Source organism: Crossiella sp. SN42, from assembly GCF_023897065.1.
GTDB lineage: Bacteria > Actinomycetota > Actinomycetes > Mycobacteriales > Pseudonocardiaceae > Crossiella.
In genome coordinates this window covers 20,583-45,175 of record NZ_JAMHIV010000056.1, presented here as the reverse complement: position 1 = coordinate 45,175, position 24,593 = coordinate 20,583, and the positions used below count along the sequence as shown (strand labels likewise).

Annotated in this window: 23 protein-coding genes; 5 read left to right on the top strand and 18 right to left on the bottom strand. The window is 71.3% G+C overall.

Translation table 11 applies throughout. From position 1 onward, the window contains the following. The 5 genes from der to M8C13_RS41975 all read right to left on the bottom strand — a co-directional run. Positions 1-1,338 (bottom strand): ribosome biogenesis GTPase Der (gene der / locus M8C13_RS41995; protein ID WP_374213357.1); only part of this gene is annotated, 1,338 nt, incomplete at its 3' end. A 41-nt stretch (positions 1,339-1,379) separates the two neighbouring features. Then, positions 1,380-2,069 (bottom strand): 1-acyl-sn-glycerol-3-phosphate acyltransferase, encoded by a 690-nt coding sequence (locus tag M8C13_RS41990; protein WP_252486420.1) that lies wholly within the window; start codon positions 2,067-2,069, stop codon positions 1,380-1,382. Beyond that, the gene (gene cmk, locus M8C13_RS41985; RefSeq protein WP_252486419.1) at positions 2,066-2,815 is read right to left on the bottom strand and encodes a (d)CMP kinase; all 750 of its coding nucleotides are present in this window, start codon (positions 2,813-2,815) and stop codon (positions 2,066-2,068) included. The genes M8C13_RS41990 and cmk overlap by 4 nt, the downstream gene beginning before the upstream one ends. A gap of 191 nt (positions 2,816-3,006) precedes the next feature. Next, positions 3,007-3,768, bottom strand: coding sequence for an SDR family NAD(P)-dependent oxidoreductase (locus tag M8C13_RS41980; protein ID WP_252486418.1), 762 nt, complete (start codon positions 3,766-3,768; stop codon positions 3,007-3,009). 1,027 nt (positions 3,769-4,795) lie between these two features. Continuing rightward, positions 4,796-5,212 (bottom strand): MarR family transcriptional regulator, encoded by a 417-nt coding sequence (locus tag M8C13_RS41975; RefSeq protein ID WP_252486417.1) that lies wholly within the window; start codon positions 5,210-5,212, stop codon positions 4,796-4,798. A gap of 79 nt (positions 5,213-5,291) precedes the next feature. On the opposite strand from M8C13_RS41975, the gene M8C13_RS41970 reads away from it, so the two are divergent. Together M8C13_RS41970 and M8C13_RS41965 are read left to right on the top strand one after the other, a co-directional pair. After that, positions 5,292-5,774: a TrkA C-terminal domain-containing protein gene (locus M8C13_RS41970; protein WP_252486416.1), complete on the top strand. Its 483-nt coding sequence runs from the start codon at positions 5,292-5,294 to the stop codon at positions 5,772-5,774. A 5-nt stretch (positions 5,775-5,779) separates the two neighbouring features. Then, the gene (locus tag M8C13_RS41965) at positions 5,780-6,955 is read left to right on the top strand and encodes a cation:proton antiporter (RefSeq protein WP_252486415.1); all 1,176 of its coding nucleotides are present in this window, start codon (positions 5,780-5,782) and stop codon (positions 6,953-6,955) included. 39 nt (positions 6,956-6,994) lie between these two features. On the opposite strand, the gene M8C13_RS41960 is transcribed toward M8C13_RS41965, so the two are convergent. Together M8C13_RS41960 and M8C13_RS41955 are read right to left on the bottom strand one after the other, a co-directional pair. Further along, positions 6,995-7,432, bottom strand: coding sequence for a VOC family protein (locus tag M8C13_RS41960; protein ID WP_252486414.1), 438 nt, complete (start codon positions 7,430-7,432; stop codon positions 6,995-6,997). Position 7,433: 1 nt separating this feature from the next. Further along, entirely contained in the window at positions 7,434-8,003 is a 570-nt protein-coding gene (locus M8C13_RS41955) for a DinB family protein (protein WP_252486413.1), read from the bottom strand. A gap of 62 nt (positions 8,004-8,065) precedes the next feature. Here M8C13_RS41955 and M8C13_RS41950 point away from each other — a divergent pair, with 62 nt between their 5' ends. After that, positions 8,066-9,103, top strand: a complete 1,038-nt coding sequence (locus M8C13_RS41950; protein WP_252486412.1) for a YafY family protein — start codon at positions 8,066-8,068, stop codon at positions 9,101-9,103. 51 nt (positions 9,104-9,154) lie between these two features. On the opposite strand, the gene M8C13_RS41945 is transcribed toward M8C13_RS41950, so the two are convergent. The 8 genes from M8C13_RS41945 to sfnG all read right to left on the bottom strand — a co-directional run bounded on the left by M8C13_RS41945 (position 9,155) and on the right by sfnG (position 18,435). After that, entirely contained in the window at positions 9,155-10,210 is a 1,056-nt protein-coding gene (locus M8C13_RS41945) for a glycoside hydrolase family 19 protein (RefSeq protein WP_252486411.1), read from the bottom strand. A 34-nt stretch (positions 10,211-10,244) separates the two neighbouring features. Next, complete coding sequence (locus M8C13_RS41940) at positions 10,245-11,198, bottom strand: alpha/beta hydrolase family protein (protein WP_252486410.1); 954 nt, start codon at positions 11,196-11,198, stop codon at positions 10,245-10,247. A 91-nt stretch (positions 11,199-11,289) separates the two neighbouring features. Then, complete coding sequence (locus M8C13_RS41935; RefSeq protein ID WP_252486409.1) at positions 11,290-12,969, bottom strand: chitinase; 1,680 nt, start codon at positions 12,967-12,969, stop codon at positions 11,290-11,292. Between the two features lie 152 nt (positions 12,970-13,121). Then, positions 13,122-14,279, bottom strand: coding sequence for an LLM class flavin-dependent oxidoreductase (locus M8C13_RS41930; protein ID WP_252486408.1), 1,158 nt, complete (start codon positions 14,277-14,279; stop codon positions 13,122-13,124). 11 nt (positions 14,280-14,290) lie between these two features. Then, positions 14,291-14,845 (bottom strand): NADPH-dependent FMN reductase, encoded by a 555-nt coding sequence (ssuE, locus tag M8C13_RS41925; RefSeq protein WP_252486407.1) that lies wholly within the window; start codon positions 14,843-14,845, stop codon positions 14,291-14,293. Between the two features lie 9 nt (positions 14,846-14,854). Then, entirely contained in the window at positions 14,855-16,060 is a 1,206-nt protein-coding gene (locus tag M8C13_RS41920) for an SfnB family sulfur acquisition oxidoreductase (RefSeq protein ID WP_252486406.1), read from the bottom strand. Next, the gene (locus M8C13_RS41915; RefSeq protein ID WP_252486405.1) at positions 16,057-17,295 is read right to left on the bottom strand and encodes an acyl-CoA dehydrogenase family protein; all 1,239 of its coding nucleotides are present in this window, start codon (positions 17,293-17,295) and stop codon (positions 16,057-16,059) included. The genes M8C13_RS41920 and M8C13_RS41915 overlap by 4 nt, the downstream gene beginning before the upstream one ends. 3 nt (positions 17,296-17,298) lie before the next feature. After that, on the bottom strand, positions 17,299-18,435 hold the full coding sequence (gene sfnG, locus M8C13_RS41910) for a dimethylsulfone monooxygenase SfnG (protein WP_308202919.1): 1,137 nt from the start codon (positions 18,433-18,435) through the stop codon (positions 17,299-17,301). 298 nt (positions 18,436-18,733) lie between these two features. Between sfnG and M8C13_RS41905 the strand changes: the two genes are divergently transcribed. Further along, the gene (locus tag M8C13_RS41905) at positions 18,734-19,429 is read left to right on the top strand and encodes an alpha/beta hydrolase (RefSeq protein WP_252486404.1); all 696 of its coding nucleotides are present in this window, start codon (positions 18,734-18,736) and stop codon (positions 19,427-19,429) included. 100 nt (positions 19,430-19,529) lie between these two features. Then, complete coding sequence (locus tag M8C13_RS41900) at positions 19,530-20,324, top strand: lysozyme (protein WP_252486403.1); 795 nt, start codon at positions 19,530-19,532, stop codon at positions 20,322-20,324. 13 nt (positions 20,325-20,337) lie between these two features. On the opposite strand, the gene M8C13_RS41895 is transcribed toward M8C13_RS41900, so the two are convergent. From M8C13_RS41895 to M8C13_RS41885, 3 genes are all read right to left on the bottom strand, one after another. Continuing rightward, positions 20,338-21,627: a carboxylesterase/lipase family protein gene (locus M8C13_RS41895; protein WP_252486402.1), complete on the bottom strand. Its 1,290-nt coding sequence runs from the start codon at positions 21,625-21,627 to the stop codon at positions 20,338-20,340. 272 nt (positions 21,628-21,899) lie between these two features. Continuing rightward, positions 21,900-22,658, bottom strand: coding sequence for a succinate dehydrogenase/fumarate reductase iron-sulfur subunit (locus M8C13_RS41890; RefSeq protein WP_252486401.1), 759 nt, complete (start codon positions 22,656-22,658; stop codon positions 21,900-21,902). Then, positions 22,655-24,592, bottom strand: coding sequence for a fumarate reductase/succinate dehydrogenase flavoprotein subunit (locus M8C13_RS41885; RefSeq protein ID WP_252486400.1), 1,938 nt, complete (start codon positions 24,590-24,592; stop codon positions 22,655-22,657). The genes M8C13_RS41890 and M8C13_RS41885 overlap by 4 nt, the downstream gene beginning before the upstream one ends. Position 24,593: the final 1 nt, after the last annotated feature.

Below are 24,593 nucleotides of genomic sequence, written 5' to 3'. Positions count from 1 at the left end.
CCGGACCGAGACCTGCACCGGGGTGCCGGTGAAGCCGAACTGCTCGCGGAACTTGCGCTCGATGAACCGGCGGTAGCTCGCCTCCAGGAACCCGGAGGTGAACAGCACCAGCGTCGGCGGGCGCACCCCGGCCTGGGTGGCGAAGAGCACCTTGGGCTGCTTGCCGCTGCGGACCGGGGGCGGGGTGGCCGCGATCAGGTCCGCCAGCCAGGAGTTGAGCTGGCCGGTCGGGATGCGGCGTTCCCAGGAGTTCAGCGCGGTGCGCAGGGCGGGGGCCAGCTTGGCCACCGCGCGGCCGGTGTGCGCGGAGATGTTGACCCGCTCGGCCCACGGGATGCGCTTGAGGTCGCGTTCGAGCTCCCTGGTCATGGCCAGGCGGCGGTCCTCGTCGACCAGGTCCCACTTGTTGAAGGCCAGCACCAGGGCGCGGCCGGCTTCGACGACCATGGTGATGACGCGCTGGTCCTGCTCGCTGATCGGGGTGCTGGCGTCCAGCAGCACGATGGCGACCTCGGCGGTCTCGATGGCCGAGTGCGTTCGCAGTGACGCGTAGTACTCGGCGCCCTGGGCGAAGTTCACCCGCTTGCGCAGACCCGCGGTGTCGACGAAGCGCCAGACCTCGTCGTCCAGCTCGATCAGGGAGTCCACCGGGTCGACCGTGGTGCCCGCGACGTCGTGCACCACCGAGCGCTGCTCGCCGGCCAGCTTGTTCAGCAGGCTCGACTTGCCCACGTTCGGCCTGCCCACCAGGGCGACCCGGCGCGGGCCGCCGACGGGGGCGCGGAAGTCGTCGCGCGGGCTCTCCGGCAGGGTCTCCAGGACCTTGTCCAGCAGGTCACCGCTGCCCCGGCCGTGCAGACCGCTGACCGGGAACGGCTCGCCGAGGCCCAGCGACCACAGCGAGGCCACGTCGGCGTTGAGGCGGTCGTCGTCGACCTTGGTGGCCACCAGGATCACCGGGCGGTCGGCGCGGCGGAGCAGCCGGGCCACGGTCTCCTCGGTGGTGGTGGCGCCGACGGTGGCGTCCACCACCAGCATGATCGCGTCCGCGGTGCGCATGGCGTACTCGGCCTGCGCGGCCACCGCGGCCTGCAGGCCACTGGCGTCGGGCTCCCAGCCGCCGGTGTCGACCACGTTGAACTTGCGGCCGTTCCACATCGCCTCGTAGGTCACCCGGTCGCGGGTCACCCCTGGCACGTCCTGCACGACCGCCTCGCGGCGGCCCAGGATGCGGTTGACCAGGGTCGACTTGCCCACGTTGGGGCGGCCGACCACGGCCAGCACCGGCAACGGCTTGGCGCCGTCGGCCAGGTCGCCGTCCTCGGCCGCGTTCTCCACCGCGGCCCAGTCGGCCTCATCAGTCCATGTGCCGTCCAGGCTCACGCGCTGTCTCCTTCTTGCTGCTCGGCGTTGCCCGGGTACCCGGCACGCATCACGTCCAACTCCGCGACCAGTTCGGCCAGCCGGCCGCGGACCAACTCGGTCGCCTCGGTCAGGGCGGTCTTGCCCTTGCCGGGCGGCAGCGCGAACGGCGTGCCGAAGAGCACGTCCACCCGCGGCCGGAACCGGCGACCCGATCCTTCCGGACGACGGAAACCCCGGCAGGCCACGGGCAGCACCAGAGCGCCACCCGATCGGGCGAGCCAGGCCGCGCCGTTGGCCGCCTTGACCACCTCGCCGGTGCCCCTGGTGCCCTCCGGGAACACGCCGACCAGGCCTTCGCCCTCACGCAGCAGCCGCACCGCGGTCAGCAGCGGCGTCCGGTCCGGGGCGCCGCGGCGCACCGGCAGCTGGCCGAGCCGCCGCAGGAACTTGCCGAGCGGGCCCTGGAACTGTTCGTGCTTGACCAGGAACACCGATCGACGACCGAGCACACAGAACAGTACGGGACCGTCCAGGAAGGCGGTGTGGTTGGCCACCATGACCACCGCTCCGGTGCGCGGGATCCGCTCCCGGTGGTGCAGGTGCAGCCGGAACGGGGTGCGCGCGACCACGGTGCCGATGCCGCGGCACAGGTCGTTGAACCAGGGCCAGGCGCCTTCGGGCAGGCCGCTGGGGTGTTCGGTCACGGCCCGGTCCGCTCCGGCACCGCGCTCAGTCCGTGTGCCTCGGCCAGCTCGACGAGGCGGGTGACCACGCCGTCGATGTCCAGTTCCGTGGTGTCGACCTCGACCGCGTCCTCGGCCTTGCGCAGCGGCGAGGCCTTGCGGGTCGAGTCGTAGGTGTCCCGGCGCCGCACGTCGGCCAACGTCGCCTCCACCGAGACGGCCCGGCCCGCGCGGGCGTCCTGGTCGACCCGGCGCTGGGCGCGGGCCTCGGCCGAGGCGGTCAGGTAGACCTTGAGGTCGGCGTCGGGGGCGACCGTGGTGCCGATGTCGCGGCCCTCGGCCACGATCCGGCCGCCGCCGGCCACCGTCTCGGCGATGATCCGCTGCTGCTCGCCCACGATCAGCGCGCGCACCTCGGGCACCGCGGAGACCGGGGACACCGCGAGGGTGACCTCGGGGCCGCGGATCTCGGCGGCCACGTCCTCGGTGCGCTCCAGGTCGGCCGGGTCGGGATCGGCCAGCTCGATGGTCGGCGCGAGCGGGTCGGTGCCCACCAGCATGCGGGTGGACTCGACCACGGCGAGCACCTTCTCCGCGTCGTTCGGGTCGACTCCGGCGCGCAGCACGGCGAGGGTGGCGGCGCGGTACATCGCGCCGGTGTCCAGGTACCGGGCGCCGAGCGCGGTCGCGAGCCGCCGGGTGACCGTGGACTTGCCGGTGCCCGCAGGACCGTCCACTGCCACCACGCCACGCACGCCCTGTGTCACCGTGAGCCCTCCTCGCCTACCCCAACAAAGGTCCGCCGGATATTGTGCCGCCTCCGCCCGGACCCGCCCGCACCAGCCACAACGGAACTGCCGGTCCAGGTAGTCCCGATGCCGTTGCCGCGACACGGAAATCGGTCTGCCAGCACGGATCCCGGATCCGGGCGGAGGTGGCAGCGGTCACATCCCCGGCGTCAGTTCTTGCCGCCGTCCACCACGATCTCGACCGCGGTGATGCCGGCCGCGCCCGGCGAGACCAGGAATCCCACCGCCGCGGCGACCTCGGCCGCGGTGACCAGTCTGCCGATCGGCGTGCCCGCCGTCACCCCGGCAATGGCGTCGCCGAGCATCCGCTCAGCCCGTTCGGAGGCGATCAGCCCAGGCGTGACCAAGTTGACCGTGACCCCGTCCCGCCCAACCTCCCAGGCCAGGCTGCGCGAGGCACCGTGCAGAGCGGCCTTGGCGGCGGTGTAGGCGACCGCGCCGGGCATGCCCGCGTGCACCAGGTTGGAGGAGATGGACACGATGCGGCCGGGACCGGCGGCGCGCATGCCGGGCAGGACGGCGCGGATCAGGTCGAGGGTGCCCTCGACGTTGTGCCGCACCAGGTTTCGCCAGCTGGTGTCCTCGGCTTCGGTGAAGGTGGCGAAGTCGGGGCGGCGGGCGTCGGTCTGGGGGACCGCGTTGTTGACCAGGATGTTGACGGGGGCGAACCCGGACTGGTCGATGGTGTGGAGGAGGGTGCGGGCGGCGGAGGGGTCGGCCAGGTCGAAGGGCAGGGCGAGTGCGGGGGTGCCGTTGGCGCGGAGCTCGGCGGCGAGTGCTTCGGCTCGGGCGGCGTCGCGCTGGTAGGTGATGACGACTCGGTGGCCAGCCTCGCTAAGCGTCCGGGTGATGGCTGCTCCCAGGAGCCCTGCGCCTCCGGTGACCAGCGCTGTTGTGGTGTGTTTTGTCATGGTGATCTCCCCAGATAGATAGTCGGCTATGTAATTAGTCAGTGGCGTGCGCGGTTGTGATTGATTGACCACTCATGGATGTTGGTGAGTGGTCAATCAATCACCGTTCGGCCGGGGTGACACATAGTTGCGAGCACGGCGCGGGTTCACGCACCGGGCGCGGATCCGAGCACGGCACAGGCCGCGAGCGGAGCACGAATCCGGGCACGGCCCGTGCCGCGTAGGCGAGGCACGAATCCGGCACGGCGTGGCCGCAGGCGGTACCGATCCAAGTACGGCTCGAGTCCCGCGAACGGGACGCGAGTCCAACGGCGACCCGAGGCCGCAAGCGAGATACGAGCCCGCCCGCAACCCGAACCCCGCACGAGAGACACAGGTCCAGCCACAGCCCGAGTTCCGCAAGCGAGGCACAAGTCCGACCGCAGCGCGAACCCCGCAAGCGAGACGCAAGCCCGACCACGGCCCCAACCCCGCAAGCGAGACACAGGTCCGGCCACGGCCCCAACCCCGCAGGCGAGACGCAAGCCCGCGCGCGGGCGCAGCCCCCGCAAGCAAGACACAAGCCTGACCACAGCGCGAACCCTGCAAGCGAGGCACGAGTCCGGCCACGGCCCGAATCCCGCAAGCGAGGCACAGGTCCGACTACGGCCCCAGCCCCGCAGGCAAGACACAAGCCCGAGCGCGGCCCCAGCCCCGCAAGCGAGCGCGAGCCTCTTCGGCGAGGCACGTGTTCGCGCATGGCGTGAGGCCGCAAGCCAGGCACGGATCCGAGTAAAGCGTGGCTCCGCGAGTGAGGACGGATCCGCGCAAAGCTTGGATCCGAGCTAGGCGCAGAACCGCGAGCATCCGCGGGACCGTGAGCAAGGTGTCGAACTGTGAGTGGTCAGTCACTCACCTCGGCTCCGGTGTGAGTGGCTGACCACTCATTGCGGCCGGAGTGAGAGGTAGTGAGCAGCACGGCATAGAGTGGTCGACCACTCACAGGACATGCGACACGGCCAGCGTCACCGTGACCATGAGTGGTTGATCAATCACCGCCGAAGCTGCGTTTCAGCAGCCGCACCAGTTCCGTTCGTTCAGCCGGGGTCAGCCCGGTGCCGAGGCGTTGTTCCGCCTCCTGCCAGGCTGCCTCGACCGCCGGACGGGCCGCGCGGCCGCGTTCGGTGAGCCAGATCCGGACCTTGCGCGCGTCCCGCTCGTGCGCGCCGCGGCGCAGGAACCCCGCGGCCTCCAGGCGTTTTACCGCCTTGGCCACCGTGGGCTGCTCGACGCCCAGCCGTCGCACCAGTTCCGCCTGACACAGGCCGTCCTCCTGCCACAGCTCGTCGAGCAGGAAGTCCTGCCCCGCGGACAGGCCAGCCTCCCCCAGCAACGAGTCCAGCGGCCGCCGCCACCGCTTGAAGGCGGCGAGCAGCTGATAGGAGTCGTGCCGTCGGAGGCTCACCTGGCGATGGTAAAGATATATAGCCGACTATGGATTACGCAAGCACCGGCGCGAGCACCGGAAGAGTTAGGGTGGAAACGTGCATGTCGAGGTCACGCCCCTGCCTGGAATCGGCACTCGTCAGGACTTCCTGACCAAGACCGGCCGCCGGATCGGGGTGATCACCCACCGGGACGGCCACTTCGAGCTGATCGCGTCGAAGTCGGACGATCCGGACTCCTGTGTCGCCTCCATCCCGCTCTCCACCGAGGAGGCCGGCGCGCTGGCCAGCCTGCTGGGCGCCCCGCAGCTGGTGGCGCAGCTGCGCGCGGAGCAGAACGAGCTCGCCGGGGTCACCACCAGGCAGCTGCCGCTCGCGCCGGGCACGCCGTTCGACGGGCGGCCCATGGGCGACACCCAGCTGCGCAGCCGCACCGGCGTGTCCATCGTCGCGGTGGTGCGCGCGGGCACCGTGCACCCCTCCCCCAAACCGGACTTCATCCTCGGCGGCGGCGACCTGCTCGTGGTCGTGGGCACCGGTCCGGGCCTGAAGGCCGCGGCGGACATCCTCGACAAGGGCTGAGCCGCATGCACCACACGGCGTTGGCCCTGATCGAGCTGGGCGCGGTGTTCTTCGGCCTCGGCCTGCTCGGCAGGCTGGCCTGGAAGATCGGCGTCTCCCCCATCCCGTTGTACCTGATCGGCGGGGTCGCCTTCGGCAAGGGCGGCCTGATCCCGCTGACCGGCATCGAGGAGTTCACCGGCATCGCCGCCGAGATCGGCGTGGTGTTGCTGCTGTTACTGCTCGGCCTGGAGTACTCGGCGAACGAGCTGGTCACCGGACTCAAACGGTCCTGGCTGGCCGGTGTGGTCGACCTGGTGCTCAACGCCACCCCCGGGGTCGCGGCCGCGCTGATCCTCGGCTGGGGCCCGATCGGCGCGCTGGCCATGGGCGGGGTCACCTACATCTCCAGCTCCGGCATCGTGGCCAAGGTGCTGGGCGACCTCGGCCGCCTCGGCAACCGGGAGACCCCGGTGGTGCTGTCCATCCTGGTCTTCGAGGACCTGGCGATGGCGGTCTACCTGCCGGTCCTGACCGCGCTGCTGGCCGGGGTCAGCTTCTGGGGCGGACTGTCCACAGTGGGCATCGCCCTGTTCGCGGTCACCGTGGTGCTGCTCATCGCGATCAAGTTCGGCCGCTACGTCTCGGCCATGGTCGACAGCCCCGACCCCGAGGTCTTCCTGCTCCGGGTGCTGGGCCTGGCCCTGCTGGTCGCGGGCCTCGCCTCGCAGCTCCAGGTCTCCGCCGCGGTCGGCGCCTTCCTGCTCGGCATCGCCATCTCCGGCTCCACCGCGGAGAACGCCACCAAGCTGCTGGAACCCCTGCGCGACCTGTTCGCCGCGGTCTTCTTCGTGGTCTTCGGCCTGAACACCGACCCGCGCGACGTCCCCCCGGTGCTCGGCGTGGCGGTGGCGCTGGCAGTGGTGACCACGGCGACGAAGATGCTCACCGGCTGGTTCGCCGCCGGGCAGCAGGGCATCGCCAGACTCGGCAGGCTCAGAGCGGGCTCGGCGCTGGTGGCCCGCGGTGAGTTCTCCATCGTGATCGCCGGGCTGGCGGTGGCCTCCGGGGCGGTGGACTCACAGCTGGCGCCACTGGCCACGGCCTACGTGCTGCTGATGGCGGTGTTCGGGCCGGTGGCCGCGCGCGTGGTGGAACCGTTGGCGCGCAAGGCGGTCGCGCTCAGGGCGAGAACGGCGTAGCGGAGTCGCGGCGGGCGGCCGCGACTCCGGAGCGACCGGTCAGTCCAGGCAGAACTCGTTGCCCTCGGGGTCGGTCATGATGAGGTGACCTCCGGCCAGCGGCGGCTCGGGCTCGTGCCGGGACACCCGGGTGGCCCCGCGGGCGACGAGCCGCTCGGCCGCTTCCTCCAACGCCGCCATCCGTTCCTCCCCCACCAGGCCTGGCGCGGCGCGCACGTCAAGGTGCACCCGGTTCTTCGCCTGCTTTCCTTCCGGCACGCGCTGGAAGAACAGCCGCGGTCCCGCGCCATCCGGGTCGATCACCGCGGAGGCGTCGTTGTGCCGCTCGGGCGGGATGCCGAACGCGGTCAGCGCCTGCGGCCAGGAGTCGAAGCCCTGCGGCGGGCCCTGGACGCGGTAGCCGAGGGCGTCGGCCCAGAACGCGGCCAGTGCGGCCGGGTCGGCGCAGTCGAAGGTGATCTGGACGTCGCGGGCCATGTCAGCTCGTCTCCTGTCGGGTGTGCCGGTAGAGGTCGCGGAGCAGGCAGACCTCGGCCAGGTGGTGGATCGCTTCACGGTTGATGTGCAGGACCAGCGCGGCCAGCGGGTGCTCGGCGTACGGGCCCTCGGCCTCGCCGCACGGGCGGGCGAGACCGGCTTCGCCGAGGGACTCGACCCCGGCCAGCCACCTGGTGTACTCCGCGTCGAGCTGCTCCAGCGCGGTGGCCGCGGTCGGGGCGTAGTCGAAGGCGAAGTAGTCGGCAGGCGGGCCGCCGAAGTGCGCGGCGTTGCGCATCGCGAACACGCCGACGATGACGTGCGCGAGCCGCCAGGCGATGGTGGTCAGCGGCGGCGGGCCGGGCTCGGGCACGGCGAAGTCGATGGTCATCGCGCCGGAACCGCCCGGCATCGACGCGGTGCCGGTGCCGCGCGGGCGCACGTTCCAGCAGCCGGGCGCGGGCTCCCAGAAGTACTCCTCGTCGGTGAGGCCGTCGAGGCGTGGGCGCAGCTGCTGGGTCCAGTGCCAGCTGAGCTGGTCGCGGAGCAGGTGGTTCCAGGTCTCGGTCATGGCGGTCAGCCTGCCGCAGATAGCGGACAGCTGCCTTCCGCGATTCGTGCCACGATGGGTGGGTGTCCGTGGAGGCGACCACCGAGCGAGTGCTGCGGCTGCTGGAGCTGTTGCAGCGCAGGCCGTCCTGGACCGCCACCGAGCTGGCCGCCGAACTCGGGGTCACCGACCGTTCGGTCCGGCGTGATGTGGAGCGGCTGCGCGCCATCGGCTACCCGGTGCTGGCCACCTCCGGGGTCGGCGGCGGCTACCAGCTCGGCGCGGGCACCCGGCTGCCGCCGCTGCTGTTCAACGACGAGGAGGCGATCGCCACCGCGGTGTCCCTGCGGCTGGCCGCGGGTGGCACGGTGGCCGGGGCGGGTGAGGCGGCGTTGCGCGCGCTGGCCAAGCTGGACCAGGTGATGCCGCCCCGGTTGCGGGCCGAGGTGCGCGCGGTGCAGCTGGCCACCGACCTCCTGCTGGGGCCGGGGATCGAGATCGACGCCGAGCTGCTGATGACGCTGGCCCGCGCCTGCCGGGACGCCGTCCGGGTCCGGTTCCGCTACGCCGCCCGCGGGGGCGCGGAAGCCGAACGCACGGTCGAGCCGGTCCGCCTGGTGGCCACCCAGCGCCGCTGGTACCTGATGGCCTGGGACACCGACCGCGCGGACTGGCGCACCTTCCGCCTGGACCGCATGCGCGAGCTGGTCGCCACCACCTGGCGCTTCCGGCCAAGGGAACACCCGGATCCGGCCGCCTACGTGCAGCACTCGGTGGCCGAGGCGCCGTACCGGCATCTGGCCAGGGTGCGGGTGCACGCGCCGGCCGGGCGGATCCGCGAGCTGGTGCCGCCGCAGGTGGGACGGGTGGAGGAGGACGGGGAGGGGTGTTGCGTGCTGGTGGTCGGCGGCGTGGACCTGGACTGGATCGCGGTGCACGTGGCGCGGCTGGGTTTTCCCGCCGAGGTCCTGGAACCGCCGGAGCTGCGCGCGGCCATGGGGCGGCTGGCCACCCGGCTGGCCGCGATGGCCGGTGGCGACCGATCTGCCCCCGGCTCGGCGACGGTGGCCAGTGACGACCGATCCGCCCCCGGCCCGGCGACGGTGGCCGACGGCGACTGACCAGCCCCGGCCCGGCGACCGCGATCGCCGGGACGGGGCGTCACCGCACGGTCAGCAGTACAGGTTCCCGCCCGGAGCGACTCCGACGATCCCGGTGAAGCGCTGGTAGGCGCTGACCCGGCTCTGCACCTGCGCCGGGTTCTTGCCATCGCACTCCAGGGATCCGTTGATGCTCCGGATCGTCTGCCCGAACCCGTGGCCGTTGACCATCGCGTTGTGCGGCGTCATGGTGCCCGGTCCGTTCTGCGTGTTCCAGTACCAGAGCGCGGTCTTCCAGGCCACCGCCGGGTCGTTCTGCACCAGGTACGGGTTGTTCAGCAGGTCGATGCCGAGCGCGTCGCCCGCCGCCTTGTAGTTGAAGTTCCAGCTGAGCTGGATCGGGCCGCGACCGTAATAAGCGGCCTGGCCTGCCGGGCAGCCGTAGGGCTGGCCGCGGTCGCAGTAGTGCGGGTAGTTCGCGGTGTTCTGCTCCACGATGTGCACCAGGCCACCGGTCTCGTGGTTGGCGTTGGCCAGGAAGGCCGCGGCCTCCTGCTTGCGGACCTCGTCGGTGCCGGTCTTGGCGAAACCGGGGAAGGCGGCGACCGCGTTGAGCAGGCCCTGGTAGGTGTAGAAGGGGTTCCGGCTCGGGAACATCTGGTTGAACTGGGCCTCGCTGACCACGAACGCGCCGGGGTTGCCGGGGCCGGGGTCGCCGCCGCAGGCGTACGGCTCCCAGTACCAGGTGCTGATCACCGGGTCGTAGCCCGGGTTCTCGTGCTTGGCGCGGTAGTACTTTCCGTCGGTGTAGCGCACGATCGAGCCCGCGGCGTAGAACTGGCCGGCCACCCAGTTCGGGTGGTTGCAGGCCGGGGTGCCCGGACCGCCGCCGCCGTCACAGGCGCCCTGGTCGGCCCAGACCTGGGCGCCGCCAGGGGTTTCGTTCTGGGTCCACCACTTGGCGGAATAGTTGCGGCCGTTGTGCGAGACCTGGGCGCCGCCGTTGTACTGCTGGCCGGCGTTCCAGGCGGCGGCACAGGCCGCGGCTTCGGCTTGCGGGGCTGGGGCGAACAGGGCGAGCGCGCCCGCGACCACCGCGGCCAGGGCGAGTCCGATGAGACGTTTCATGGTGGCTCCTTCAAGCTCTGCGCAGGGATCAGAGTCAGCCGCCGATGGCGCGGAGCAGCATCGGCAGGGAACGCTTCAGGGCGCGTTCCCAGTAGGGCCAGGTGTGGCGACCGGCCCCGTAGAGGTCCGTGCTCACCCGCACACCGTTGCGCCGCAGCTCTTCCGCCAGCGACACGGTCTGCTCGCCGAGCAGCTCCTCCACCCAGTCGCGACCCGACCCCGGTGGGTCGAGCGGTCCTGGCCGACCGTCCCCTGTGGACAGATGAACCGGGGTGTGGCGCAGCCGGGCGGCCAGGTCGAACGGGTTGTGCGCGCGCCAGAGTCGTTCCTGGGCAACGGGATCGCCCCACAGCACGTTCTTGTCGAAGCCGCGCTCGGTGAGGATCCGCTGCACCAGGTCGGTGCTGCGCGCGCCCTGGTAGCGGGTGTGCACCACGCCGCTGTAGGCCGCGGCGTAGCTGAAGAAGCCGGGATGCCTTGCCGCGTAAGAGAGTGCGCCGAAGCCGCCCATGGACAGCCCGGCCACCGCGCGACGCTGGTTCACCCGGAACTCCTTCTCCAGCAAGCGTTTCAGCTCCACCAGGTGGAACCGCTCCCACGCCGGACCGCCGGAAATCCAGTTCGAGTAGAACCCAGCCGCCCCGCCCTCGGGCATCACCACCAGCGCCCGCGCCGCCGCGGTGGCCGCCGCGCCGTCCATGTTGACCGTCCAGGACCGGTACCCGGTCTCGCCCTCGCAGCAGCCGTGCAGCAGGAACAGCGTCGGCCAGCGCCGTCCCGGCTGTTCCCGGTAGCCGGCGGGCAGCAGGACGCGGACGCCAACCTCCTTGCCACCCAGGGCGTCCGAGCGCACCGCTAGCTCCACCAGGCGCTCGGAGAGCGTGGTGGAGCGGATGATCCGCGCGCCGGTCTCCGCCGCGGTGGCCGGGACGGCGAGGAAGACGTTGAGCAGCAAGGCGAAGCTGAGTAGCAGCGTGCGCAGGCGCATGGGGTTCCCCCTGGTGGCGTGGCGGGAGTGAGGGGCGGTCCGCGCACCCGGATGGGAGGTGCGGCTGCGCGGACCGCCGGTCAGTGGCGGGTCAGCCGAGTGAGTTCAGGTGCGGCTTGACCGTGTTGGCGAACTGCTTGCCGTTGCTGTGGTCCCAGTTGATCGACCAGGTCATCACGCCGCGCAGGTTCGCCGCCGCGCTGGCCGGCTTGAAGCTGCCGCAGTTCTGCAGCTTGGCCAGGCAGCTGACCGCGTTGTTCACCACCGAGGGCGCGACGTACCCGCTGCCCGCACCCCGCGTCGAGGCTGGCAGGCCGAGGGCCACCTGGTCCGGGCGCAGCACCTTGAGCAGGATGCAGGCCTGGCCGGTGATGAAGTCGACGCTGCCCTGGCTCACCACGCCGCCGTTGCAGTCGTTCATCGACCCGGAGTTGTAGTACTGGGTGTGCACCACGGTCAGGATGTCCTTGGTGGCCTCGATCAGCGGCATGTACCGGCCGCTGGGCTGCACGTCCAGGGTCTGCGGCGCCATGGTGTAGATGAAGTTCGCGCCGAAGGTGTTGCGCAGCTGGCGGACCGCGCTGGCCACGTTCTGCGCGTGCAGCCCGTGCTCCAGGTCGATGTCCACCCCGTCCACGCCGAACTTGCGCAGCAGCCCGGTCATCGTCTCCACGAACGCGCTCACGTTGGCCGCGCTGCTGAAGTCGACGTTGCCCTTCTCGCCGCCGATGGAGAAGACGAACCGCTTGCCCTGGGCCCGTTTCGCCGCGATGTCGGCGATCAGGTCCGCGTCGGAGTAGCCGCCCAGCGCGCTGGAGAGGCCGGGGTCCACGCTGAAGCCGACCGCGCCGGGCCTGGTGGTGAGCGCGTCGGCGAAGGCGATCGCGATCAGGTCGTACTGCGGGTCGATGTCCCTGATCCGCAGGTTGGCCGCGCCGTTGACGAAGTTCTGCCAGTAGCCGGTGAGGATCCGCTTGGGCAGCGCGCCACCGGGGTTGCCGCTGTCGGCGGTGGTGGTGCCGGTGACGGTGGCCGAGCGGGCCGACTCACCGGCGGTGTTGTAGGCGCTGACCTGGTAGGTGTAGCTGGTCGACGGGCTCAGGCCGGTGTCGGTGTAGGAGGTGCCGGTGACGCTGCCGACCCGGCTGCCGCCGCGGTAGACGTGGTACCCGGCCGCGCCGCTGACCGCGGTCCAGCTCAGCGAGAGCGAGGAGTTGGTGGCCGACCCGGCGGTCAGGCCGCTCGGGCTGGCCGGGGCCTGCGGGTCGGGGTCGCCGCTGCCGGGCGGGCCGGTCAGCGTCACGTCGTCGACGAAGTAGGCGCCGGTGCCGTACCAGCCGTGCGTGTACACGGTGACCCGGCTGGTGTTCGCGCCGGTGGTGAACTTGGTGGTGAGCTGGCTCCAGGAGCTGCCGCCGTGGGTCCAGGTGCTCACATCGGTGGTGCCGGTGCCGCTGGCGCCGAGGTAGGTGTAGCTGCCCTGCACCCAGGCCGAGAGCGTGTAGCTGGAGTTCGGCTTCACCGCCACCGACTGCGCGCAGCGGGCGTTGTCCTGCCCGGAGGGCGTGCTGGTCAGCGCGGCCGAGCCGGACCGGACCGGGGTGGTCACGGTGCCGCCGCCCGCGGTGCAGGTCCAGCCCGCGGTGCTCTGCTCGAACCCTGGGTTGGCCACCAGGTTCGGCTCGGCCGCGGCGGCCGGGACGCCCAGCCCCAGCGCGGCCGTGGCCACGGCTACCAGTCCCACCAGCAGTTGCCGACGTCTGCGCGTCACAACAACCTCCACACCTCAAGAGCAACGGACAACCGTTTGGCGGCGGTGTTGTTGCTCTCGGCGCGGACCCTGTCATCCGGGTCACACCGAGACCGGCGTGCACCCAAAATGGACTAGACCACTCGGCATGTCAAGAGTGTGAACAGATCACCTCATCGCGCAACTCCCTGTTGGGCGAACGGGATCGCGGCGGCGTGCTGCTCCGATCGGCCGAACGGGTTGCGCCACAGGCCTCTGCGAGCCAGCACCGGCAGCACCCCCTCGCCGAACCAGTAGGCCTCCTCCAGGTGCGGGTGGCCGGAGAGCACGAACTCCTCGATGCCCAGGGCGTGGTACTCGGCGATCCGGTCGGCGACCTCCTCGTGGCTGCCCACCAGCGCGGTGCCCGCTCCCCCGCGCACCAGCCCGACCCCGGCCCACAGGTTCGGCGAGATCTCCAGCCCGTCGGTGGAGCCGCCGTGCAGCGCGCGCATCCGCCGCTGCCCCTCGGACTCGCTGCGCGCCAGGCCTTCCTGCACCGAGGCGATGGTGGCCGGGTCCAGCGCGTCCAGCAGCCGCTGCGCCTCGGCCCAGGCCTGCCGCGCGGTGTCCCTGGCGATCACGTGCAGCCGGACGCCGAAGCGCACCACCCGTCCCTGCGCCTCGGCGAGGGAACGGATCCAGGCGACCTTCTCCGCGACCTGCTCCGGCGGCTCGCCCCAGGTGAGGTACACCTCGGCGTGCCGGGCCGCGACCTGGCCCGCGGCGGGCGAGGAGCCGCCGAAGTAGATGGGCGGCACCGGATCCGGCACCCTGGTCAGCTCCGCGCCCTCCACCGCGAGGTGGGTTCCGGTGTGGGTGACCCGTTCCCCGCGCCACAACCGGCCCACGATATCCAGGAACTCGCCGGTGCGGGCGTACCGCTGGTCCTTGGTCAGGAAGTCGCCGTGCGCGCGCTGTTCCTGGCTCTCGCCGCCGGTGACCACGTTGAGCAGCAACCGTCCGCCGGAGTGCCGCTGGTAGGTGGCGGCCATCTGCGCGGCCAGGGTCGGTGAGAGCAGCCCCGGCCGGAAGGCGACCAGGAACTTCAGCCGCTCGGTGACCTCGGTGAGCATCGCGGTGGACAGCCAGGCGTCCTCGCACCAGGCCCCGGTCGGGGTGAGCGCGCCGGCGAAGCCGAGCTGTTCGGCGCTGCGCGCGATCTGCCCGAGGTAGGCCAGGGTGGCCGGGCGGGCGCCACCGGCGGTGCTGGTGTGCACGCCGTGGCCGCCGCCGACCAGGTAGCGGCTGTCGCCGTAGGTGGGCAGGAACCAGTGGAAGGTCAGGGTCATCGAAGTTCCCGTCAGCTAGCGGCGAGGAGTTCGCCGTGGCGGCGGTGCACCGCGGCGGAGAAGGTGTCCACAATGGACAGCAGGGTGCTTTCCGCCTCCGGCGCGAGGGTGATGCCGGTGTCGGTGCGCTGGATGAGCTTGTCCAGCACGAAATAACCTTGGGTGACGTGGTGCGCGCCGAGGGAGTTGAGCACCGGGCGCAGCGCGTAGTCCAGGGCCAGCACGTGCGCGGGGCTGCCGCCGGTGAGCAGCGGCAGCACCACCTTGCCGGTGAAGGCGAACTGCGGCAACAGGTCCAGCAGCGACTTGAGCACGCCGGTGTAGGCCGCCTTGTACACCGGCGAGGCCACCACCAGCCCGTCCGCCCGCGCGATCTCCGCGACCACCTCGGCGATCCGGGGTTCGGCGGCGTCGGCGGCCAGCAGCGACTCGGCGGGCAGCTCGCGGACCGCGACCGTGCGCACCCGGTGCTCCTGCCCGGCCAGCCGGTCGGCGAGCCGCTCCACCAGTGCGGCGGTTCTTGAGGTGGCGGAAGGACTGCCGGAGATCACCAGGATCGAGGTCATCGGGTCTCCCTAGATGAGTCCGTGCCGGGGCGGGTGCTCGCCGGTCAGGGTGTGGCGGCCGATGTGCTGGATCTTCCAGCGCACCGGGTCGTGCAGGGTGTGCGTGCGGGCGTTGCGCCAGTGCCGGTGCAGGTTCAGCTCGTCCAGCGCCGAGCGGGTGCCGGCGACCTCGAACAGGGCGTTGGTCACCTCGATGGCGGCCCGGTCGGCGGCCACCTTGGCCACCGCCACCGCGACCGAGGCGGCGGCCGCGGTGGTGTCGGCCAGGTTCGCCCTGGCCCGGTCGACCTCGGCGGCCGCCGTGGCCAGCAGCGCCTCCGCGCCGCGCACCGCCACGGTCAGCTCGCCGAAGCGCTGGATGGTCAACGGGTCCTGATCCGCCCGCTCGGCCCCGCTCTCGAACCACGGGCGGCTGCGGGTGCGCACGAACTCCGCGGCCTCGGCCAGCGCGCCACCGGCGATACCGGCGTCGATGGCCGCGTGCAGCAGCTGGGCCACCGCGCCGTGCAGCTGCGGACCGGTGAAGGTCCGGTGGTGCGGCACCACGTGCCCGGCAGGCACCCGCACCTCCGCCAGCCGCACGGTGCCGCTGGCGGTGGTGCGCTGTCCCATGCCGTTCCAGTCATCCACAATGGACAGTCCAGGTGCGTCCGCTGGCACGTAGGCGACCTGCAACTTGTCCTCGGGATCCTTGGCCAGCACCGGGATCCAGTGCGCGAACAGCGCGCCGGTGCTGTAGTGCTTGACCCCGTTCAGCGTGAACTCCGCCGGCCCGGCCGGGGTCAGCCGGGTCCGGTAGTCCTGCACGTGCTTGGTCCCGGCTTCGGACTGCGCGTTGCCGAATCGCTTGCCCGCCAGCAGTTCGGCGAAGAAGAACCGCTGCTGTTCCGGGGTGCCCTGGGCGCGCAGCACGTTGACGTAGGCGAAGTGGCTCTGCGGGATCTGCGCCAGGTTGGGGTCCGCGGCGGCCAGCAGCCGGAACACCTCGGACAGCGTGGTGGTGGCCACGTCGGCGCCACCGTGGGCGGCGGGCACGGTGAGGCCGAGCAGTCCGCTGGCCGACAGCTCGGCCAGTTCGGCCTCGGGCAGCCTGCGGTGCGCGTCGCGGTCGGCGGCCCCGGCGGCGAACTTCGCCGCGAGCTGGGCCGCCACCGCCAGCGCCTCGGCGTCGCCGCGGATCACCCGCACCGACGCCGAGGCTGGGATGGTGGTCATGAGTACCAGGTGGGCGCGGGGATCTCGTCGCGGAGCAGGTACACCCCGACCTCGGCCCGCTTGTAGGCCACCGGGTCGTGCAAGGTGTGCGTGCGCACGTTGCGCCAGAACCGGTCCAGGCCCTGGCTGGACGCGGTGGCCCGCGCCCCGGTCACCTCGAAGATCCGGTTGGTCACCTCCAGCGCGACCTCGGTCGCCCTGGCCTTCACCGCGGCCACCCGCACCTCGTGCTCGCCGCGCCGCCGTTCGGTGAGCGCGTCCGGGTCGTCGTGGATGTGTTGCGCCTCAACGGCCACCTGGTCGGCGAGGGCTTCCACCGCCCAGAGTTTGCTGGCCAGGTCGCCGTAGGTGTCGATCACGTGCGGCTCGTCCACCGCCCGCTCGTAGGGGGAGTACAGCCAGGACCGGCTGTGCTCGCGGGTGTAGGTGGCCGCGGTCTCCAGCGCGCCCTTGGCGATGCCGAGGTAGAAGTTGACGAACACCAGCTGGATGGCGGGCACGTTGATCGTGTTGTAGACCCTGGGCTGGAACACCTTGTTCTCGAACCCGGCGGCCGAGGCCCAGTCCACGTGCACGTCCCGGATCTCCACGCTGCCGCTCTCGGTGAGCCGCTGCCCGAGGTTGTCCCAGTCGTCGCCGAAGACGATGCCGGGCTGGTCGGAGGGCACGATGGCGAAGATGTGCGTGTCAGTGCCCTGCAACACCCCTTCCAGCACGGTGACGTCGGAGACCTTGCTGCCGGTGGAGAAGGACTTGCGTCCGTTGTAGACGATGGTGTCGCCGTTGTCGGTGATCACCAGGTCGTTGTCGCGCGGGTTGACCGCGCCGCCGAAGAACCAGCGGTGCTTGGCCGCGGCCTCCTCCACCGCGGCGATCTGCGCCGGGGTGCCGACCAGCCGGGCGGCCCAGGCCCACAGGTAGTGGTAGCCGAGCAGCTGGCCGATCGAGCCGTCGGCCTTGGCCACCTCGCGGATCACCTGGTAGGCGGTGACCCAGTTCTGGCCGCCGCCACCGTGTTCGGCCAGAGCGAGCAGGGTGACCAGGCCGGAGTCCTTGAGCAGCTGGACTTCCGCGTACGGTGTGGCCCCGGCCTTGTCGCGGGCGACCGCGTCCACGGCGAGGATGGCGGCCACCTCACTGGCGCGCTCGAGCCACTCCGCGGGGGTGCGCGGCTGGGGACGGTTGTCGAAGGTGGCCGCGGAAGATGCCACAGGGCGCGCTTCGGTGTTGGTCATGACTCAGACTCCCGTTCCAACCGGCTCGCCCAGTGGGGATCCCTGGTGGGCGGCCTCGGCTTCCAGCTCACGGACGATGGGCAGCACGTTCTTGCCGAAGTACTCGACTTCTTCCAGGTAGTGCAGGAATCCGAGCAGCAGCAGATCCACCCCGCGCCGCTTGTACTCCACGATCCGGTGCGCGATCTGCTCCGGGGTGCCGATCAGCTTGCTGCGGAAGCCGTCGTTGTACTGCACCAGGTCCTCGAAGCTGGAGTCCGCCCACATCCCGCGTTTGTCCGAAGTGGACTGACCGGCCTGGGCGACCGCGTCCCGGAACCCGTGCACGGCCTCGACGTTGGCCTTGGCGATGATCTCGCGCAGCACCTCCTTGGCCTCGGCCTCGGTGTCCCTGGCGATGAGGAAGGCGTTGAGTCCAAAGCGGACGGTGCGCCCGTTGGCCGCCGCCGCGCCCTTGACCTCGCTGACCTGCTCGGTCACCCCGTCGAAGTCCTTGCCGTTGCTGAAGTACCAGTCCGAGACCCGACCGGCCATGGCGCGGGCGGCGGTGGAGTTGCCGCCCTGGAAGATCTCCGGATGCGGCCGGTCCGGCACGTCCACGGGTTTGGGTTTGAGGTCGAAGTCGTGCAGGCGGTAGAAGTCACCGCGGAACTCCGCGGCCTCGGAGGTCCAGATCTCGCGCAGCACCCGGATGAACTCCTCCGAGCGGCGGTAGCGCTCGTCGTGCTCCAGCCAGGGTTCGCCGAGCTTGGTGAACTCGTCCTTGAACCAGCCGCTGACCACGTTCACCGCGGCCCGGCCGCCGGAGAGGTGGTCGGCGGTGGCGATCAGCTTGGCCAGCACGCCCGGCTGCCAGAGCCCGGGGTGCACCGCGGCGATCACCTTGAGCCGCTGGGTGGCCAGCAGCAGGGCGAGGCTGAAGCTGGTGGACTCGTGCTGGTAGGCGGCGCCGTAGCTGGCGATGTAGCGGACCTGGCTCAGCGCGTACTCGAAGCCGTTGTCCTCGGCGAGGACGGCCAGTTTCCGGTTGTACTCATAGCCCCAGTCGGTGCGTTGTTCGATGTCGCTGGTGACCAGGCCACCGCTCACATTCGGCACCCAGTAGGCGAACTTCAACGATTCGGGAGTGGATAGGGACACAGCTCTCTCCAGCCGGTCGGAAAAGAAAGATCAAGAATTCCCGGGCAGGCCGAAAAAGGACGGCACGCCAACGGGTTGAGGTGAAGATGTCCTGGTCAGGGACTAGCTGAGAGAGTTCGGACAGCCTTGAGCGGCGACACGGACGAGGTCGACGTGCCGGCGCCGGACGAGAGGCGTCGAATGGGACACGCCAATGATGGCAACAGGTTCGCCGACCGCTGTCAACGCCGCATTTGCGGGAATCCCGTTCCCTGGGACGTGATTGACCGGCCGCCGCGCCATTCCTAGCGTGCGAATCATGAACCGGGGAACCCTGGTGGTCCTGCCTGGCCGCGGCGAGCACGCGGACCGCTATTCGAGGTTGACCGCGCGGCTGGCGGTCGACGGCTACCAGGTGCGGGTCGTGGACCTGCCCGAGCCAGAACCGGCCCTCGCCCTGGCCCGCGTGCACGCGGCGGCCACCGAAACCGAGGGTCCGCTGTACCTGCTGGGCGCGGACACCGGCGGGCTGCTCGCGCTGCACGTGGCGCGGTTCGAGCCCTCGGTGCGCGCGGTCGTGGCCGCCGGGGTGCCCGGCGGCGCGCTGCCCGCCGGCGGCGAGACGCTGGACTTCGACGACGAGCTGCGACTGCGGCTGCACGGCGAGGACCAGCGCGCCGAGCTGGCCGCCGACGCGGGGCTGCGGCGTGGCGAGCTGCTGCGCACCCCGGTGCCGCCCGCGCTGGCCGAGTCCGCGCTGGCCGGTGGGCCGGACCTGCCGGTGCTGGTGCTGCACGGCGACTCGGACGTGCTGTGCCCGCCGCTGACCGCCCGGACGCTGGCCCTGCGGCTGCGCCGATCACGCTTCGTCACCGTGGCCGAGAGCAGGCACGACGTCCTGCACGACAGCCATCACCGGAGCGTAGCGGCACAGATCGTGCAGCTGTTGGAGCAGACGAGGACCAGTCGCTACTCCACCCCGGCGCTGCGGGTCTCCATCCGCTCTACGTTCTGACACCACGTCCCCGGAAGGGGGGACAACGCGGCACCAAGATCGGGTGATTCGCCGTGGTGCCGCCACGCGGAATCGGACATGAGCGCTTACCGTCCGCGACATGACCTTCTCAACCCTGGGTGCAAGGTCGTTGACGCTGGCCACCCTCGCGGTACTACTGCTCACCGGTTCCGTCCCGGCCCTGGCCGAGGAGTCCGGCGCGGAACGCGCGTTCGCCGGGGCGGGCGCGGCCGCCGAGGCCAGGGACGGCACCGAGTTCCAGCCCAGCGGCAAACCGCTCGGACTGGATGTCAGCGGCCATCAGGGCGAGGTCAACTGGGCCGAGGTGAAGCGCAAGGGCGCGACCTTCGCCTACGTGAAGGCGACCGAGGGCACCGGCTTCAAGAACCCGCGCTTCGCCCAGCAGTACCAGGGTTCCTACGACGTCGGCCTGATCCGCGGTTCCTACCACTTCGCGCTGCCGGACCGCTCCAGCGGCGCGGCGCAGGCGAGCTACTTCCTCGGCAACGGCGGCGGCTGGTCCGGTGACGGGCGGACCCTGCCCGGCGCGCTGGACATCGAGTACAACCCTTACGGCCCAGCGTGTTACGGCAAGAGCCCGGCGGACATGGTGGCCTGGATCCGCGACTTCAGCCAAACCTACGCCCAGCGCGCCAAGCGGCACCCGACCATCTACACCACGACCAACTGGTGGAAGACCTGCACCGGCAACAGCGCGGAGTTCGGCAAGACGAACCCGCTGTGGCTGGCCAGGTACGCCGACGCGCCGGGGGAACGGCCGGCCGGCTGGGACTGGCACACCTTCTGGCAGTTCAACGACAAGGGCACGTTCCCCGGTGACCAGAACGAGTTCAACGGCTCCCTGGAACGACTTCAGCTCTTCGCCAAGGGTTAGACCGTGTCCCGGCCTAACCGCCCAGCCACCGCACGAACGGCGTCTCCGCGGTGAACCGCGGCCAGCCCGGATCCCCGTGCGTGGCAAAGGAAACCCAGTTGCCGTTGACCTCGCGGGCCAGCTCGGCAGGCGGTCGCTCGCCCTCCAGGCCGGAGTGCCCCAGGTTGTCGAAGACGAACCCGAGCTCCAGCCCGTGCGCCGCCCCCACGCCCGGCAGTGGCGAGCGCCAGCCGAACTCGTAGAGGTAGGTGGCCGCGGCGCCGGTCCTGGACTCGGCGAGGGTGTAGGCCGGTTCCCGGAACAGCTGCTCGGTCAGCGCGGCCGCCACGCCCTCGTCCCGGACGAGCAGGCTCAGCTCGTCGGAGTTGGTGCCCAGCAACAGCTCCACGTCCCGGCCCGCGCCGGCCAGCAGCGCGTCGAAGGGATGCCCGGGCAGCACCTGGCCGTCCACCACCGGCCCGAAGGCCATCGAGGAGGCGACCACGGTCTCGCCCCAGCGCAGCGGATCCGGATCGGCCAGCACCGCCAGGGTCAGGTCGGTGGCGAGCTCGGCCAGCCGCGCCGGTTCGACCTCGGCCAGTCCCGCCACGGTGGCCGGGACCCCGGCCAGGCCGGCCAGCTCCTTGGCCATCCGCTCAGCGTCCACAGTGGACAGAGCCGACCGGGGGGTCGCGCTCTGCGCCACCGCCCGCCGGAACAACCCGGTGTCCAGGGACAGCAGGGCCAGCACCGAACCGGCGCCCGCGGAGCTGCCGCTGATGGTGATCCGGTCCGGGTCGCCGCCGAAGCCGGCGATCTCCCGGCGGACCCAGTCCAGCGCGGCCAACTGGTCCAGCAGGCCCCGGTTGGCCGGCGCCCCTGGCAGCTGGGCGTAACCCTCCGCGCCGAGCCGGTGGTTGAGGGAGACGAACACCAGGCCGCGCGCGGCGAACGCGCGGCCGTCGTAGATCGGCTGGGCCGAGGACCCGGTGACGTGCGCGCCACCGTGGATCCACACCAGCACCGGCCGCCGCGCGTCGTCCGCGCCCGGCGTCCACACGTTGAGGTTGAGGTACTCCGCGCCCGCGATGGCCGGTTCGACCAGCAACTCCAGTCCCGTCCGGCGCAGGCTGGCCGAGGGCGCGGTGGCACCGAACTCGGTGGCCTCCCGCACCCCGGGCCACGGCCGCACCGGTTCCGGCGCGGCGAACCGCCCGGCGCCCCGTGGCGCGGCCGCGTAAGGAATACCCAGGAAACGGACGACGCCGCCGTCCTGCCGACCACGGACCCGGCCGCTGGAGGTGGTCGCCAGGACCTCGGTCACCGCGCGGCTCCCTGGAACCACGGCGGCGGCAGGTCCGGCGGGCCGGCCCACCACGGAAAGCCCTTACCCCCCGGGCAGACAACCTTCATCGGTCTTTCCTCGTTCTTCCGGTGCTCCTGGAGCCCCCAGCCAGGCATCCGGCCATCCTCCAAGCGCAGCATAACCACAAGAACCGACCGACCGGTCGCCTTGTTCCACGCTGTGAATTATGTGAACCACGCGGCTGCCCCGAGCCGGACGAACCGGACGTCCGCCGGCCCGGGGCACCGCGATCAGGGCTTGCGACCCCTGCTGGAGACCGTGGCGTGCAGGTAGTCGGAGTTGAGCCGGGCAATCGTTTCCAGGGGGATTCCCTTGGGGCACACCGTGGTGCACTCGCCGGCGTTGGTGCAGCCGCCGAAGCCCAGGTCGTCGTGCGTGGTGAGCATGTTGATCACGCGGGTGTCGCGTTCCGGCTGGCCCTGGGGCAGCAGGCCGAGGTGGGTGACCTTGGCCGCGGTGAACAGCATGCCGGAACCGTTGGGGCAGGCCGCCACACAGGCGCCGCAGCCGATGCAGGCGGCGGCCTCGAAGGCGGTGTCGGCGTCCGGCTTGGGCACCGGGGTGGCGTGCGCGTCCGGCGCGCTGCCGGTGGGCGCGCTGATGTAGCCACCGGCGGAGATGATCGCGTCGAACGAGCTGCGGTCCACCACCAGGTCCTTGACCACCGGGAACGGCGCGGCCCGCCACGGCTCGATGGTGATGGAGTCACCGTCGTCGAAGTGCCGCATGTGCAGCTGGCAGGCGGTGGTCGCCTTCTCCGGGCCGTGCGCGACGCCGTTGATCATCATGCCGCACATGCCGCAGATGCCCTCGCGGCAGTCGTGGTCGAAGGCCACCGGCTCGTCCCCGGCCAGGGTGAGCTTCTCGTTGAGCACGTCGAGCATCTCCAGGAAGGACATGTCCTCGGAGACCTCTTCGAGCTGGTAGCGGACCATCCTGCCCTTGTCCTCGGGCCCGCTCTGGCGCCAGATGTTGAGGGTCAGTCTCACTTGTAGCTCCGCTGGCTGGGGGTGACGTAGTCGAAGGTGAGGTTTTCCTTGTGCAGCACCGGCGCCTGGCCGGGCCCGGCGAACTCCCAGGCGGCGACGTAGCTGAAGTGCTCGTCGTCGCGGCGGGCCTCGCCGTCGGGGGTCTGGCTCTCGGCGCGGAAGTGCCCGCCGCAGGACTCGGTGCGGTGCAGCGCGTCCACGCACATCAGCTCGGCCAGCTCGAAGAAGTCGGCCACCCGGCCTGCCTTCTCCAGCGCCTGGTTGAGGCCCTCGCCGGTGCCGGGCACCTTGACCTCGCGCCAGAACTCCGCGCGCAGCTCCGGAATCCGCTCCAGGGCCTTGCGCAGGCCCTCCTCGCTGCGCTCCATCCCGCAGTGGTCCCACATCAGGCGGCCGAGCTCGCGGTGGAAGTCATCCACCGTCCGCGTGCCGTTCACCGCCAGCAGTTTGTCCACAGTGGACTTCACCCCGGCGACCGCCTCGACCGCGGCCGGGTGCTCGGCGTCCACGGCCTCGAACGGCCCGTCGGCGAGGTAGTCGCCGATGGTGTTGGGCAGCACGAAGTAGCCGTCGGCCAGGCCCTGCATCAGCGCGCTGGCGCCGAGCCGGTTCGCGCCGTGGTCGGAGAAGTTGGCCTCGCCGATGACGAACAGCCCGGGGATGGTGCTGCGCAGGTCGTAGTCCACCCACAGCCCGCCCATGGTGTAGTGCACGGCGGGGTAGATGCGCATCGGCACCTGGTACGGGTCCTCGCCGGTGATGCGCTGGTACATCTCGAAGAGGTTGCCGTAGCTGGCCGAGACCGCGTCCCGGCCGAGGCGGCGGATCGCGTCGGCGAAGTCCAGGTACACGCCCAGCCCGCCCGGCCCGACCCCGCGGCCGGCGTCGCAGACGTTCTTGGCCGCCCTGGAGGCGATGTCGCGCGGCACCAGGTTGCCGAAGCTGGGGTAGATCCGCTCCAGGTAGTAGTCCCGCTCGTCCTCGGGGATCTCGTTGGGCGGTCTGGTGTCCCCGGCCTGCTTCGGCACCCACACCCGGCCGTCGTTGCGCAGCGACTCGCTCATCAGGGTCAGCTTGGACTGGTGGTCGCCGCTGACCGGGATGCAGGTCGGGTGGATCTGGGTGTAGCAGGGGTTGGCGAACAGCGCGCCGCGGCGGTGCGCCCGCCAGATCGCGGTGGTGTTGCAGCCCTTGGCGTTGGTGGAGAGGTAGAAGGCGTTGCCGTAGCCGCCGGTGGCCAGCACCACCGCGTCGGCGAAGTGGGTGGAGACCTCGCCGGAGACCAGGTCGCGCACCACGATGCCGCGGGCCTTGCCGTCGACCACGATCAGGTCCAGCATCTCGGTGCGCGGGTGCATGGTCACCCGCCCGGCGCTGATCTGCCGGGACAGCGCCTGGTAGGCGCCCAGCAGCAGCTGCTGGCCGGTCTGGCCGCGGGCGTAGAAGGTGCGGGCGACCTGCGCGCCGCCGAAGGAGCGGGTGTCCAGCAGCCCGCCGTACTCGCGGGCGAAGGGCACGCCCTGGGCCACGCACTGGTCGATGATCTGGGTGCTGATCTCGGCCAGCCGGTGCACGTTGGACTCCCGCGCCCGGAAGTCCCCGCCCTTGACCGTGTCGTAGAACAGCCGGTGCACGCTGTCGCCGTCGTTGCGGTAGTTCTTGGCCGCGTTGATCCCGCCCTGCGCGGCGATGCTGTGCGCCCGGCGCGGGCTGTCCTGGTAGCAGAAGGAGCTGACCCGGTAGCCCAGCTCGGCCAGGGTGGCCGCGGCCGAGCCGCCTGCCAGGCCGGTGCCGACCACGATCACGCTCAGCTTGCGCTTGTTGGCCGGGTTGACCAGCCGCGCGCCGAAGCGGCGGCGTTCCCAGCGGGTCTCGATCGGCCCGTCCGGCGCCCTGGTGTCGGCGATCGGGTCGCCCTCGACGAAGTAGCTCATG

Excerpts from the sequence above, each read along its gene's own strand:
- M8C13_RS41920 (WP_252486406.1), bottom strand. The coding sequence starts at position 16,060 with ATGACCACCATCCCAGCCTCGGCGTCGGTGCGGGTGATCCGCGGCGAC.
- M8C13_RS41915 (WP_252486405.1), bottom strand. The coding sequence starts at position 17,295 with ATGACCAACACCGAAGCGCGCCCTGTGGCATCTTCCGCGGCCACCTTC.
- M8C13_RS41885 (WP_252486400.1), bottom strand. The coding sequence starts at position 24,592 with ATGAGCTACTTCGTCGAGGGCGACCCGATCGCCGACACCAGGGCGCCG.
- M8C13_RS41905 (WP_252486404.1), top strand. The coding sequence starts at position 18,734 with ATGAACCGGGGAACCCTGGTGGTCCTGCCTGGCCGCGGCGAGCACGCG.
- M8C13_RS41940 (WP_252486410.1), bottom strand. The coding sequence starts at position 11,198 with ATGCGCCTGCGCACGCTGCTACTCAGCTTCGCCTTGCTGCTCAACGTC.
- M8C13_RS41955 (WP_252486413.1), bottom strand. The coding sequence starts at position 8,003 with ATGACCGAGACCTGGAACCACCTGCTCCGCGACCAGCTCAGCTGGCAC.
- M8C13_RS41900 (WP_252486403.1), top strand. The coding sequence starts at position 19,530 with ATGACCTTCTCAACCCTGGGTGCAAGGTCGTTGACGCTGGCCACCCTC.
- M8C13_RS41960 (WP_252486414.1), bottom strand. The coding sequence starts at position 7,432 with ATGGCCCGCGACGTCCAGATCACCTTCGACTGCGCCGACCCGGCCGCA.
- M8C13_RS41965 (WP_252486415.1), top strand. The coding sequence starts at position 5,780 with ATGCACCACACGGCGTTGGCCCTGATCGAGCTGGGCGCGGTGTTCTTC.
- M8C13_RS41980 (WP_252486418.1), bottom strand. The coding sequence starts at position 3,768 with ATGACAAAACACACCACAACAGCGCTGGTCACCGGAGGCGCAGGGCTC.
- M8C13_RS41945 (WP_252486411.1), bottom strand. The coding sequence starts at position 10,210 with ATGAAACGTCTCATCGGACTCGCCCTGGCCGCGGTGGTCGCGGGCGCG.
- M8C13_RS41930 (WP_252486408.1), bottom strand. The coding sequence starts at position 14,279 with ATGACCCTGACCTTCCACTGGTTCCTGCCCACCTACGGCGACAGCCGC.
- ssuE (WP_252486407.1), bottom strand. The coding sequence starts at position 14,845 with ATGACCTCGATCCTGGTGATCTCCGGCAGTCCTTCCGCCACCTCAAGA.